11 protein-coding genes are annotated in these 12,114 nt (G+C 62.1%); 3 read left to right on the forward strand and 8 right to left on the reverse strand.

Translation table 11 applies throughout. The features are described 5' to 3' along the window. Both ptsP and ABIE20_RS17520 read right to left on the reverse strand, forming a co-directional pair. The gene (gene ptsP, locus ABIE20_RS17515) at window positions 1-2,280 is read right to left on the reverse strand and encodes a phosphoenolpyruvate--protein phosphotransferase (protein ID WP_429506214.1); all 2,280 of its coding nucleotides are present in this window, start codon (window positions 2,278-2,280) and stop codon (window positions 1-3) included. Window positions 2,281-2,302: 22 nt separating this feature from the next. Further along, window positions 2,303-2,782: an RNA pyrophosphohydrolase gene (locus ABIE20_RS17520; RefSeq protein WP_010222140.1), complete on the reverse strand. Its 480-nt coding sequence runs from the start codon at window positions 2,780-2,782 to the stop codon at window positions 2,303-2,305. Between the two features lie 140 nt (window positions 2,783-2,922). On the opposite strand from ABIE20_RS17520, the gene ABIE20_RS17525 reads away from it, so the two are divergent. Then, a complete protein-coding gene (locus ABIE20_RS17525) occupies window positions 2,923-3,579 on the forward strand; it encodes an HAD family hydrolase (protein WP_429506216.1) in 657 nt (218 codons plus the stop codon). Window positions 3,580-3,620: 41 nt separating this feature from the next. Here ABIE20_RS17525 and ABIE20_RS17530 read toward each other — a convergent pair whose 3' ends face one another. Together ABIE20_RS17530 and ilvA are read right to left on the reverse strand one after the other, a co-directional pair. Then, window positions 3,621-4,049 (reverse strand): DUF2269 family protein, encoded by a 429-nt coding sequence (locus ABIE20_RS17530; protein WP_045201819.1) that lies wholly within the window; start codon window positions 4,047-4,049, stop codon window positions 3,621-3,623. 41 nt (window positions 4,050-4,090) lie between these two features. Further along, window positions 4,091-5,605: a threonine ammonia-lyase, biosynthetic gene (gene ilvA / locus ABIE20_RS17535; RefSeq protein WP_429506217.1), complete on the reverse strand. Its 1,515-nt coding sequence runs from the start codon at window positions 5,603-5,605 to the stop codon at window positions 4,091-4,093. 136 nt (window positions 5,606-5,741) lie between these two features. On the opposite strand from ilvA, the gene rpiA reads away from it, so the two are divergent. Further along, complete coding sequence (gene rpiA, locus ABIE20_RS17540) at window positions 5,742-6,419, forward strand: ribose-5-phosphate isomerase RpiA (protein ID WP_429506218.1); 678 nt, start codon at window positions 5,742-5,744, stop codon at window positions 6,417-6,419. Window positions 6,420-6,422: 3 nt separating this feature from the next. On the opposite strand, the gene ABIE20_RS17545 is transcribed toward rpiA, so the two are convergent. From ABIE20_RS17545 to ABIE20_RS17560, 4 genes are all read right to left on the reverse strand, one after another. After that, window positions 6,423-7,334 (reverse strand): SdiA-regulated domain-containing protein, encoded by a 912-nt coding sequence (locus tag ABIE20_RS17545; RefSeq protein ID WP_429506220.1) that lies wholly within the window; start codon window positions 7,332-7,334, stop codon window positions 6,423-6,425. Window positions 7,335-7,420: 86 nt separating this feature from the next. Further along, window positions 7,421-8,353 carry an SdiA-regulated domain-containing protein gene (locus ABIE20_RS17550; protein WP_429506222.1) on the reverse strand — a complete coding sequence of 311 codons (933 nt, stop codon included), beginning with the start codon at window positions 8,351-8,353 and terminating at the stop codon, window positions 7,421-7,423. 150 nt (window positions 8,354-8,503) lie between these two features. Then, the gene (locus ABIE20_RS17555; protein ID WP_429506223.1) at window positions 8,504-9,169 is read right to left on the reverse strand and encodes a fumarylacetoacetate hydrolase family protein; all 666 of its coding nucleotides are present in this window, start codon (window positions 9,167-9,169) and stop codon (window positions 8,504-8,506) included. 41 nt (window positions 9,170-9,210) lie between these two features. Beyond that, window positions 9,211-10,608 carry an FAD-binding oxidoreductase gene (locus ABIE20_RS17560; RefSeq protein WP_429506224.1) on the reverse strand — a complete coding sequence of 466 codons (1,398 nt, stop codon included), beginning with the start codon at window positions 10,606-10,608 and terminating at the stop codon, window positions 9,211-9,213. Window positions 10,609-10,780: 172 nt separating this feature from the next. On the opposite strand from ABIE20_RS17560, the gene serA reads away from it, so the two are divergent. Further along, complete coding sequence (gene serA / locus ABIE20_RS17565; RefSeq protein WP_045201808.1) at window positions 10,781-12,010, forward strand: phosphoglycerate dehydrogenase; 1,230 nt, start codon at window positions 10,781-10,783, stop codon at window positions 12,008-12,010. The last annotated feature ends 104 nt before the right edge of the window (window positions 12,011-12,114 follow it).

Here is a 12,114-nt window from a genome sequence, read left to right on the forward strand (position 1 = left end):
TCACAAAGGCTTGCCCACTCCTGGCCCGATCATCCGTGCCAGGCCCAGGTTCTTCAGGGCCAGCTGCAGCGAGCTGTGGATAACTTGCGGGTTGTCGATGCCCATGGCCTGGGCCAGCAGTTCCTTGGACTTGCTCAGGCTGACCTGACGCAACATCCACTTCACCTTGGGCAGGTTGGTAGCGTTCATCGACAGGCTGTCGAAACCCATGGCCATCAGCAGCACCGCCGCCGCCGGGTCACCGGCCATCTCGCCGCAGATGCTCACCGGCTTGCCTTCGGCGTGGGCATCGCGCACCACGTTCTGCAGGGCCTGGAGCACCGCCGGGTGCAGGTAGTCATAGAGGTCGGCGACGCGCGGGTTGTTGCGGTCGACCGCCAGCAAATACTGGGTCAGGTCGTTTGAGCCGACCGAGAGGAAGTCCACCTGGCGCGCCAGCTCGCGGGTCTGGTACACCGCCGCAGGGATTTCGATCATCACCCCCACCGGCGGCATCGGCACGTCGGTGCCTTCGTCGCGCACTTCGCCCCAGGCCCGGTGGATCAGGTGCAGGGCTTCTTCGAGTTCGTGAATACCGGAAATCATCGGCAGCAGGATGCGCAGGTTGTTCAGGCCTTCACTGGCCTTGAGCATGGCGCGGGTCTGCACCAGGAAGATTTCCGGGTGATCGAGGGTGACACGGATACCGCGCCAGCCGAGGAACGGGTTGTCTTCCTTGATCGGGAAGTACGACAGCGCCTTGTCGCCGCCGATATCCAGGCTGCGCATGGTCACCGGCAGCGGGTGGAAGGCCGCCAGTTGCTCACGATAGATCGCCAGCTGTTCCTTCTCACTGGGGAAGCGCTGGTTGATCATGAATGGCACTTCGGTGCGGTACAGGCCGACGCCCTCGGCGCCACGCTGCTGGGCGCGAGCGACATCGGCAAGCAGGCCGGTGTTGACCCACAGCGGCATGCGATGGCCGTCGAGGGTCACGCAAGGCAGCTCACGCAGGGCGTCGAGGCCCTGGGCCAGCTGGCGTTCTTCTTCGACGACTTCAGCGTACTGCTTGCGCAGCACTTCGCTGGGGTTGGTATAGACCTCGCCCTTGTAGCCATCGACGATCATGTCGATGCCGTCGACCTTGGAATACGGCAGGTCGACCAGGCCCATGACGGTCGGAATGCCCATGGCCCGGGCCAGGATGGCAACGTGGGAGTTGCCCGAGCCCAGCACCGAAACCAGGCCGACCAGCTTGCCTTCTGGCACTTCGCCAAGCATCGCCGGGGTCAGTTCTTCGCTGATGAGAATGCTGTTGTCGGGATAGACCAGCGACAGCTGACGGGCCTCCTGCAGGTAGGCCAGCAGCCGCCGGCCCAGATCCTTCACGTCCGAAGCCCTCTCGCGCAGGTAGGCGTCGTCCATCAGCTCGAAGCGGTTGACGTGCTCGCCGACCACCTGGCGCAGCGCACCCTGGGCCCACTGGCCGGTCTTGATCACCTGCACCACTTCACCGCCCAGGGCCGCGTCTTCGAGCATCATCAGGTAGACGTCGAACAGCGCGCGCTCTTCCGGGCGCAACTGGGTGGCGAGTTTGGCGGAGAGGTTGCGCATGTCTTCGCGCACCCCTTCCAGGGCGTTGTTGAACAGTTTCAGTTCGGCGTCGATGTCATCGACGCTCTTGTCCGGCACCACATCGAGGTCGGCCGGTGGCAGCATGACCACCGCCTTGCCCACCGCAGCGCCGGGTGAACCCGGCACGCCGACGAACTTGGCCTCCTGGATACCCTTGCCCTGACGGCCCAGGCCGCGGATCGAGCCGGTGGCCTCGGCATGGGCGATAACCCCGGCCAGCTGCGCGCTCATGGTCACCAGGAAGGCTTCTTCGCCCTCGTCGAACTGGCGCCGCTCCTTTTGCTGGATGACCAACACCCCGACCACGCGGCGGTGGTGGATGATCGGCGCACCGAGAAAGGAGGCAAAGCGCTCTTCGCCGGTTTCGGCGAAGTAGCGATAGCGCGGGTGGTCGGCGGCGTTTTCCAGGTTCAGCGGCTCTTCGCGGGTACCGACCAGGCCCACCAAGCCCTCGTTGGGGGCCATGCTGACCTTGCCGATCGAGCGCTTGTTCAGGCCCTCGGTGGCCATCAGCACGAAACGGTTGGTCTCGGGGTCGAGCAGGTAGACGGAGCAGACCTGACTGCCCATGGCCTCTTTTACGCGCAACACAATGATCCCCAACGCCGTCTTGAGATCCTTGGCGGAGTTAACTTCCTGGACGATCTTGCGCAGCGTATTGAGCATGGCTCGGGGTCGAACTCCGTCGTCAGTCGCGCGCCAGCAGGCGCGGGGCAAGCTCTTTGAGAGCGCGGCGGTAAACCTCGCGCTTGAATGTCACCACCTGGCCCAGCGGATACCAATAGCTGACCCAGCGCCAGCCGTCGAACTCCGGTTTACCGGTCAAGTCCATCCGCACCCGTTGCTCGTTGGAGACCAGGCGCAGCAGGAACCATTTCTGTTTCTGGCCGATACACAGCGGTTGGCTGTGGGTACGGACCAGGCGTTGGGGTAAACGATAACGCAACCAGCCGCGGGTGCAGGCAAGAATTTCAACATCATCTCGCTCAAGCCCCACTTCTTCGTTCAGCTCGCGGTACAGGGCATCTTCCGGCGTTTCCTCGGGGTTGATACCTCCCTGGGGAAACTGCCAGGCATCCTGGTTGATCCGTCGAGCCCATAGCACCTGCCCAAGATCATTCGTCAGAATGATCCCGACATTGGGGCGAAAACCATCGGGGTCGATCACGGCAGCAACCTCGCAAACGCATGTCACGGCATTGTTCCACAAAGGTCACAAGGCCAGCAACGCGCCTGTTTACCTTATGTGCACCGATGTGAAAAGTCCGTATTCTGTGGGACTTTTCAGATGTTATGCGAGTGACTTAAATGCGCCTGGCTTTATTCGATCTGGACAACACGCTCCTTGGTGGCGACAGCGACCACGCCTGGGGTGACTACCTGTGCGAACGCGGCATTCTCGACCCGGTCGAGTACCAGAACCGCAACGACGCCTTCTATCAGGACTATCTGGCCGGCAAGCTGGACCTGAACGCCTACCTGAACTTCAGCCTGGAAATCCTCGCGACCACGGAAATGGCGCAACTCGACGAATGGCATCGCGATTTCATGCGCGACTGCGTCGAGCCGATCATCCTGCCCAAGGCCCTGGCCCTGCTGAAACAGCACCAGGATGCCGGCGACAAGCTGGTGATCATCACCGCCACCAACCGTTTCATCACCGGCCCGATCGCCAAGCGCCTGGGCGTACAGACCCTGCTGGCGACCGAATGCGAAATGCTCGACGGCCGTTTCACCGGGCGCAGTACCGATATACCCTGCTTCCGTGAAGGCAAAGTGACGCGCCTGAACCGCTGGTTGCTGGAAAACGGCTACAGCCTGGACGACAGCTACTTCTACAGCGACTCGATGAACGACCTGCCGCTGCTGGAGAAGGTGGCCAACCCGGTCGCCGTCGATCCGGACCCGAACCTGCGCGCCGAAGCCCAGAAGCGCGGCTGGAAAGTGATCAGCCTGCGCGATTGATCGCCGCTATGGGAGCGACTGCTCGGTGGGAGCGGGCATGATCAGACCGGCTTGGCACCCATCAGCCCGGCGATGGCGATAAAACAGACACCGCTGAACACCGCCAGCGCCAGGGTGAATTTCGGGTTGCCCACAGTCGGCGCCGTGCGCAGGCGGTTGACTCGCGCCAGCAACCAGAACCAGCTAAACGCTGCGAAGGTGTAGATCACGCTGGAGCCCAGCACCCAGGTCTGGCCCAACGGCCAGCCGATCAGGTGCACCAGCCACCAGCCGGTGAACGGCATGCTTACCAGGCAGATGCCCATCAACAGCCAGACAAACACCAGCGGCCGGGCCATCAGCCGGGTGTGGGCACTGGCATCGCCCTTGCGGCGCGCAATAAAGGTCCAGATCGCCAGCCCCAGGGCGCTGCCCAGCAGCAACACGGTGGCCAGGATGTGGGCGGTTTTCAGGGTAGTCAGCAGTTCCATTTCTTATTTCTTCCTCAGGCGTTGCCCAACAGCGTAGACGCTCAGCCCAGGAACAGCCGGTACGCCGGGTTATCGGTTTCGTCCCAGTACGGGTAGCCAATCTTGGCCAGCGCCGCCGGCACCAGGTGGCGCTCATCATCCGGTACCTGCAGGCCGGCGACTACGCGACCATCGGCCGCGCCATGGTTGCGGTAGTGGAACATCGAGATGTTCCAGCGCCCGCCCAGCTTGTTGAGGAAGTTGAACAGCGCCCCCGGACGCTCCGGGAACTCGAACCGCAGCACCAGCTCGTCGCTGACCCGCGCCGCATGGCCGCCGACCATGTGGCGGATATGCAGCTTGGCCAGCTCGTTGTCGGTCAGGTCGAGCACCGGGAAGCCTTGCTCGGTCAGGCTCTGGATCAGCGCGCTACGCGGGTCGGTATCCGGATGGGTCTGCACGCCGACAAAGATGTGTGCTTCGCCGTCGGCATGGTAGCGGTAGTTGAATTCGGTGATCTGGCGCTTGCCCACCGCCTCGCAGAAGGCCTTGAAGCTGCCCGGCTGCTCGGGGATGGTCACGGCGATGATGGCTTCGCGGCCCTCGCCCAGCTCGGCGCGCTCGGCAACATGGCGCAAGCGGTCGAAGTTGACGTTGGCGCCGGAATCGATGGCCACCAGGGTCTGGCCGGTTGCGCTACTGAGTTCGACGTATTTCTTGATCCCGGCAACGCCCAAGGCGCCGGCAGGTTCAGTGATCGAGCGGGTATCGTCGTAAATATCCTTGATGGCTGCGCAGATCTCGTCGGTACTGACAGTAATCACCTCGTCGACGTAGTCCTTACAGATGTCGAAGGTATGCTGGCCGATCTGCGCCACCGCCACGCCATCGGCAAACAGCCCGACCTGCGGCAATACCACGCGCTCACCTGCGGCCATGGCGGCCTGCAGGCAGTTGGAGTCGTCCGGCTCGACGCCGATCACTTTGATCTCCGGACGCAGGTATTTCACGTAGGCAGCGATGCCAGCGATCAGGCCGCCGCCACCGACCGGGACGAAGATAGCGTCCAGCTGGCCGGGGTGCTGGCGGAGGATCTCCATGGCCACGGTGCCCTGCCCGGCAATGGTGTGCGGATCATCATAGGGGTGGATGTAGACATAGCCCTTCTCGTCCACCAGCTTCAGCGAATAGGCCAGTGCTTCCGGGAACGAGTCACCGTGCAGCACCACCTTGCCGCCGCGCGAACGCACGCCTTCGATCTTGATCTCGGGGGTGGTCTTGGGCATCACGATAGTGGCCTTGATCCCAAGCTCGCGGGCCGCCAGGGCCACGCCCTGGGCGTGGTTGCCGGCCGATGCGGTGACCACGCCACGGGCCAGCTCCTGGGCACTGAGCTGGGCCAGCTTATTGTAGGCACCGCGAATCTTGAATGAGAACACCGGCTGCAAGTCTTCACGCTTGAGCAGGATGTTGTTGCCCAGACGCTTGCTCAGCTGGCCGGCGGTCTGCAACGGAGTTTCGACGGCAACGTCGTAAACGCGCGAGGTGAGGATCTTCTTGACGTACTGTTCGAGCATCGGGAAAGCATCACTGAGCGGTTGGGCGGGGTTTGCGAGTCTACCCCAGCGCCCTGTCGGGCGACCACAGCAAGGCAGGGGTTTTAGCCGCTATACTACGCGCCTTCACGATACTCCTCCCCGCTTCGGAGCCCGCATGACCCAGGACCAACTCAAACAGGCTGTCGCCCAGGCCGCTGTCGATTTCATTCTGCCCAAGCTCGACGACAAGAGCATCGTCGGCGTCGGCACCGGTTCGACCGCCAACTGCTTCATCGACGCCCTGGCCAAGCACAAGACCGCCTTTGACGGCGCCGTGGCCAGCTCCGAAGCGACCGCTGCACGCCTGAAGGGTCATGGTATTCCGGTGTATGAGCTGAACACCGTCAGCGACCTGGAGTTCTACGTCGACGGCGCCGACGAAAGCGACGAGCACCTGAACCTGATCAAGGGCGGTGGCGCCGCCCTGACTCGCGAGAAGATCGTTGCCGCCGTGGCCAAGACCTTCATCTGCATCGCTGACGCCAGCAAGCTGGTGCCGGTTCTGGGCGCCTTCCCGCTGCCGGTCGAAGTCATCCCCATGGCCCGCAGCCACGTAGCCCGCCAGCTGGTCAAGCTCGGAGGCGACCCGGTGTACCGCGAGGGCGTGCTGACCGATAACGGCAACATCATCCTCGATGTGCACAACCTGCAGATCACCAACCCGGTCGAGCTGGAAAGCCAGATCAACGCGATTGTCGGCGTGGTCACCAACGGCCTGTTCGCGGCGCGCCCAGCGGATCTGCTGTTGCTGGGGACTTCGGAAGGGGTCAAGAGCCTCAAAGCCTCGCGATAATGCCTATTCGGCCGGCTTCTTGAACACATAAAACAGGTTCGGCTCGCTGACCAGGTAAATGGTCCCGGCATCGTCCATGGCGATGCCTTCGGCCTGCGGCACGCTCTTCTTCAAGCCCTGAAAGCCCTTGCGCAACGACAAGGTGCTCAGCGGCTTGCCCTGCACGTCCAGCTCCAGCACCAGTTGCGACTCATCCGACAGCGCCAGCAAGTGGCCGCTGCGCTCATCGAACTGCAAGCTCGACAGGTCACGCACAAACAACCGCGAATCACGCTTCTGGTCCTGTACCACATGCACCGCATACGGCTGCTCGGGGTTGTCATGGGGGAAGCCGTGCACCTCGTAGATCAGCATCGGGTCGCGCTCCTTGGCGACAAACAGGCGCTTGCCAACCGAGTCGTAGGCCAGACCCTCAAAGCCCTTGTTGCCATTGAGGCCAATGCCCAGGGTCAGCTGTTCGGCATCCTTGGCATCGAGAAACGGCGTGTTGTCGTTCAGGCGCACGCGAATCAGGCGCTGCTCGCGCTCGTCGGTGATCACGTAGCTGTTGGGGCCGACGTACTCCACCGCCTCCGGATCGCCAAAACCGGTCAACGGCACGCGCCGCAGGATGCGCCCGTCCAGCGACAGTTCGATCAGCTCGGAGCGCTTGTTGGTCACGGTGAATAGGCTGTTGCGGTCAGGGTCGAAGGTCAGCGCCGAGATATCGTCGTCCAGGCCTTCGATGGGTTGCGCCTCAAGCACCACCTGGTACTGATCCAGGCCGATGCTCTGCTCGAACGGCTGCCACCAGGTCTTGACGTTGAACCAGCCGCGTTCGAACAGACGATATTGCTGCCCGGCAACGGCAACCAGGAGCAAGGCGAGCAGGCTCAGAACCAGGAAAATCAGCGGCAGGCGGATGTAGCGACGCATTCAGGTGGACTCTTTGGGTGACAGCCTGAATCTTCCCACACTCAACTGAAACGAAACTTAAATCCTGACGTAGGAAAAGTCTGAAATCACGGCTTTTTGAAACGATAGAACAAGTCCGGCTCACTGACGATGTACAGCGTGCCGTGTTCGTCCATCGCCACGCCTTCGGCGCGCGGGATACGTTTCTTCAGGCCGTTGAAGCCGCCCAACAGGGTCATGAAGCTGACCTGCTCGCCCTTCTCGTCCAGCTCCAGGAGCATGTTGGAGTCGGCCGACAGCACCAGCAGGTGCCCGGTACGCGGGTCGACACCCAGGGCCGAGAGGTTGCGCAGGTCCAGCTCGTCGCTTGGCAGCGGCTGTTTGTTGCCGGTCAGCGGGCTGTGGCCGTCGCTTTTCCAGGTGAACAGAGCCGGCGGTCGCTCTTCGCCGAGGATGATGCGCTGCTGCAGAGGGTCCCAGGCAACGGCTTCGAAGGCCTTGTTCTGGTTATTCGAGGGGCCGAGGTCGTACTGCGGGAAGTCGGCGATATTCAGCGATTTGGTGTCGGCAGCAAGGGTGACGATGGTCATCTTGTGATCGCGCTCGTCGACTATCGCCAGGCGCCCGCCTTCGAGAACGGCCACACCTTCAGGGTTGCTCCAGCCCACCAGGGGCATCTTGCGCAGCACGTCGCCCTCAAGGGTCAGTTCGACCAGGAAGGGATTCTTGCCCATGACCGCGAACAGGGTTTTGCTCACCGGGTTGTAGGACAGGTCGGAAGCTTCGTCATCTTCCATGCCCGGCAGCACCTTGGCATCGATATCGACCTGATAGTCCGGCAACCAGATGCTGGCCTGCTGCTCGACCTTGCTTTCAAAGCGCTCCTGCAACCAGAGCAGGCCACGGTCATCCCAATGCATGGCGATCGCCACGCCGTAGCCGATGATCGCCGCGGCCACCAGCCAGGTGGACCAGCGCAACGCCAGGCCGCGCTTGCGCGCAGGCGGCAGGGAGTTGCTCGAAGGAAGAGGAGTGGCCATGGGGTTGTGCTCTTTTTGCCAGTTGATAACACGTTACCGGCACGTTCGCAGAGCCAGGTCCGCAAGCATTATCCGGATAGATTGTGAAAAAAATGGCAAAAGCCGACAGGCAGTATGGCAGCCAGGTTCTCTGGCTGCCACGGCGGTGGATCAGAGCACCTGGCTTTCGAAACGGCTGACGCCTGGCAGTTCGACGACCAGTGTGTCGCCGGGGTTGAGCGGGCCGACGCCAACCGGGGTACCGGTAAGGATCACGTCGCCGGCCAGCAACGAGAATTGCGTGGCCATGTGCTGGATCATCGGCACGATCGGGTTGAGCATCAGCGCGCTGTTGCCGTCCTGGCGCACTTCACCGTTGAGGGTCAAGCGGATGCCGATGTCGGTCAGGTCTTCAAAAGCACTGACCGGCACGAACGGCGGCAGCACGCAGGCGCCATCGAAGCACTTGGAGCGCTCCCACGGCAGGCCCTTCTCTTTGAGTTGCGCCTGCAGGTCGCGCAGGGTCAGGTCCAGGGCCGGGGCAAAACCGGAGATGGCGTCGAGCACTTCTTCTTCAGTGGGGCTGGTAGATAGCGACTTGCCGAGCAACACGGCAATTTCCGTCTCGTAGTGCACCGAGCCGCGCTCGGTAGGGATCTTGAAGCCGCCGTCGAGCGGCACCACGCAACTACCCGGCTTGATGAACAGCAGAGGCTCGCTCGGGATCGGGTTATCCAGCTCTTTGGCGTGCTCTGCATAGTTGCGCCCGATGCACACCACCTTGCCCAGCGGAAAGTGAATACGCGTGCCGTCTACATACTGGTGCTGATAGCTCATTACCGACTCCTGGCGCTATTGGATGCTCTTGTGCCTGTGGCTTACTCGACAGCGAAGATCTTGCCCGGGTTCATGATCCCGTTGGGGTCGAACGCCGCCTTCACTGCTTTCATGTATTGGATTTCGACCGGCGAACGGCTGTAGGTCAAGTAGTCGCGCTTGGTCATACCGACGCCATGCTCGGCAGAGATCGAGCCGTTATACTTCTCGACAGTCTCGAATACCCACTTGTTGACCGTCGCGCACTTGGCAAAGAACTCGTCCTTGCTCAGGTTATCGGGCTTGAGGATGTTCAGGTGCAGGTTGCCGTCGCCGATGTGGCCGTACCAGACCACTTCGAAGTCCGGGTAATTATCGGCGACGATCGCGTCGATATCCTTGAGAAACGCTGGCACTTTCGACACGGTCACGGAGATGTCGTTCTTGTACGGAGTCCAGTGCGAGATGGTCTCGGAGATGTATTCGCGCAACTTCCACAGGTTCTGCAGTTGCTGCTCGCTCTGGCTCATGACCCCGTCGAGCACCCAGCCTTGCTCCACGCAGTGCTCGAACGTGGCCAGGGCGTCATTGGCCACCTCCTCGTTGCTGGCTTCGAATTCCAGCAGTACGTAGAACGGGCAATCAGTCTCGAAGGGTGCCGGCACGTCGCCGCGGCCCATGATCTTGGCCAGGGCCTTGTCGGAGAAGAACTCGAAGGCGGTCAGGTCGAGCTTGGCGCGAAAGGCGTGCAGCACCGGCATGATCGAGTCGAAATCCGGAGTACCGAGCACCATCGCCGTGAGGTTGTTCGGCGCCCGGTCCAGGCGCATGGTCGCCTCGACCACAAAACCCAAGGTGCCCTCAGCGCCGATGAACAGCTGGCGCAGGTCGTAGCCAGTGGCGTTCTTGATCAGGTCCTTGTTCAGCTCGAGCAGGTCGCCCTTGCCGGTGACGACCTTGAGGCCGGCCACCCAGTTGCGGGTCATGCCGTAGCGAATCACCTTGATACCGCCGGCATTGGTGCCGATATTGCCGCCAATCTGGCTGGAACCTGCCGAGGCGAAGTCCACCGGGTAGTAAAGGCCCTTGTCTTCGGCAAAATCCTGCAGCTGCTGGGTAACTACACCCGGCTGACAGACCACCGAGCGGTCGAATTCGTTGAAATCGAGAATCTGGTTCATGTAGTCGAACGCCACGACCACTTCACCATTGGCCGCCACCGCTGCAGCCGACAGCCCGGTGCGGCCGCCCGACGGCACCAGGGCGACCTTGTGCCGGTTGGCCCAGCGCACGATGGCCTGGACCTGTTCGATGCTCTTGGGGAAGACGATGGCCGAGGGCGCGGGGGCGAAGTGCTTGGTCCAGTCCTTACCGTAGGCCTCAAGGGAGGCCGCGTCGGTCAGCACCTTGCCGGGCTCTACCAGGGTCATCAGCTCATCAATCAGCGCAGAATCGGTCATCGATAGAACTCTCGAACTATTCATAGTCACCCTGAGCACTCTTCACGTCCCAGGGATGGGCGTATCGGGGGGTACTCATGCTAGCATACGCCCCCCGCTGATCGTGCTTCAGGCCGATGCTGCGAGAGCTTCACTTCCCTGCCATTTTTCTCCGGGACACAGGTTTACGCAGATGAGCAAGACTTCTCTCGATAAGAGCAAGATCAAGTTCCTTCTTCTCGAAGGCGTCCACCAATCCGCCGTGGACGTCCTCAAGGCCGCCGGGTATACCAGCATCGAGTACCTCACCGGTTCTCTGCCCGACGCTGAGTTGAAAGAAAAGATCGCTGATGCCCACTTCATCGGCATCCGCTCGCGCACTCAACTGACCGAAGAGGTTTTCGACTGCGCCAAGAAACTGGTCGCTGTCGGCTGTTTCTGCATCGGTACCAACCAGGTTGACCTGAACGCCGCTCGTGAGCGCGGTATCGCCGTGTTCAACGCGCCGTACTCCAACACCCGTTCGGTGGCCGAGCTGGTACTGGCCGAAGCGATCCTGCTGCTGCGCGGCATCCCCGAGAAAAACGCTTCCTGCCACCGTGGCGGCTGGATCAAAAGCGCGGCCAACTCCTTCGAGATCCGTGGCAAGAAGCTGGGCATCGTCGGCTACGGCTCGATCGGTACGCAACTGTCGGTCCTGGCCGAGAGCCTGGGCATGCAGGTGTTCTTCTTCGATCCGCTGACCAAGCTGCCGCTGGGCAACGCTACCCAGGTCACCAGCCTCAACGAGCTGCTGGGCCTGGCCGACATCGTCTCGCTGCACGTACCTGAGCTGCCATCCACCCAGTGGATGATCGGCGAGAAAGAAATCCGCGCGATGAAGAAAGGCTCGATCCTGATCAACGCGGCCCGCGGCACCGTGGTCGAGCTGGATCACCTGGCCGCGGCAATCAAGGACAAGCACCTGATCGGCGCCGCCATCGACGTGTTCCCGGTCGAGCCGCGCTCCAACGACGAGCAGTTCGAAAGCCCGCTGCGTGGCCTGGACAACGTGATCCTGACCCCGCACATCGGCGGTTCCACCGCTGAAGCCCAGGCCAACATCGGTCTGGAAGTGGCCGAGAAGCTGGTCAAGTACAGCGACAACGGTACTTCCGTGTCGTCGGTCAACTTCCCTGAAGTTGCCCTGCCGGCACACCCGGGCAAGCACCGTCTGCTGCACATCCACGAAAACATTCCGGGCGTCCTCAGCGAAATCAACAAAGTGTTCGCCGAAAACGGGATCAACATCTCCGGTCAGTTCCTGCAGACCAACGAGAAAGTCGGTTACGTGGTTATCGACGTTGACGCCGAGTACTCGGACCTGGCGCAAGAAAAACTGCAACAGATCAAGGGCACCATCCGTTCCCGCGTTCTGTTCTAAGTTAATTCAGGCGGCAAATCGCGGGGGGAGTGGGGGGGGGGGGGGGGGGGGGGGGGGGGGGGGGGGGGGGGGGGGGGGGGGGGGGGGGGGGGGGGGGGGCGCCC

The organism is Pseudomonas sp. 2835 (assembly GCF_050435905.1).
Taxonomy (GTDB): domain Bacteria; phylum Pseudomonadota; class Gammaproteobacteria; order Pseudomonadales; family Pseudomonadaceae; genus Aquipseudomonas.

Excerpts from the sequence above, each read along its gene's own strand:
- ptsP (WP_429506214.1), bottom strand. The coding sequence starts at position 2,280 with ATGCTCAATACGCTGCGCAAGATCGTCCAGGAAGTTAACTCCGCCAAG.
- ABIE20_RS17525 (WP_429506216.1), top strand. The coding sequence starts at position 2,923 with ATGCGCCTGGCTTTATTCGATCTGGACAACACGCTCCTTGGTGGCGAC.
- ABIE20_RS17530 (WP_045201819.1), bottom strand. The coding sequence starts at position 4,049 with ATGGAACTGCTGACTACCCTGAAAACCGCCCACATCCTGGCCACCGTG.
- ilvA (WP_429506217.1), bottom strand. The coding sequence starts at position 5,605 with ATGCTCGAACAGTACGTCAAGAAGATCCTCACCTCGCGCGTTTACGAC.
- rpiA (WP_429506218.1), top strand. The coding sequence starts at position 5,742 with ATGACCCAGGACCAACTCAAACAGGCTGTCGCCCAGGCCGCTGTCGAT.
- ABIE20_RS17545 (WP_429506220.1), bottom strand. The coding sequence starts at position 7,334 with ATGCGTCGCTACATCCGCCTGCCGCTGATTTTCCTGGTTCTGAGCCTG.
- ABIE20_RS17550 (WP_429506222.1), bottom strand. The coding sequence starts at position 8,353 with ATGGCCACTCCTCTTCCTTCGAGCAACTCCCTGCCGCCTGCGCGCAAG.
- ABIE20_RS17555 (WP_429506223.1), bottom strand. The coding sequence starts at position 9,169 with ATGAGCTATCAGCACCAGTATGTAGACGGCACGCGTATTCACTTTCCG.
- ABIE20_RS17560 (WP_429506224.1), bottom strand. The coding sequence starts at position 10,608 with ATGACCGATTCTGCGCTGATTGATGAGCTGATGACCCTGGTAGAGCCC.
- serA (WP_045201808.1), top strand. The coding sequence starts at position 10,781 with ATGAGCAAGACTTCTCTCGATAAGAGCAAGATCAAGTTCCTTCTTCTC.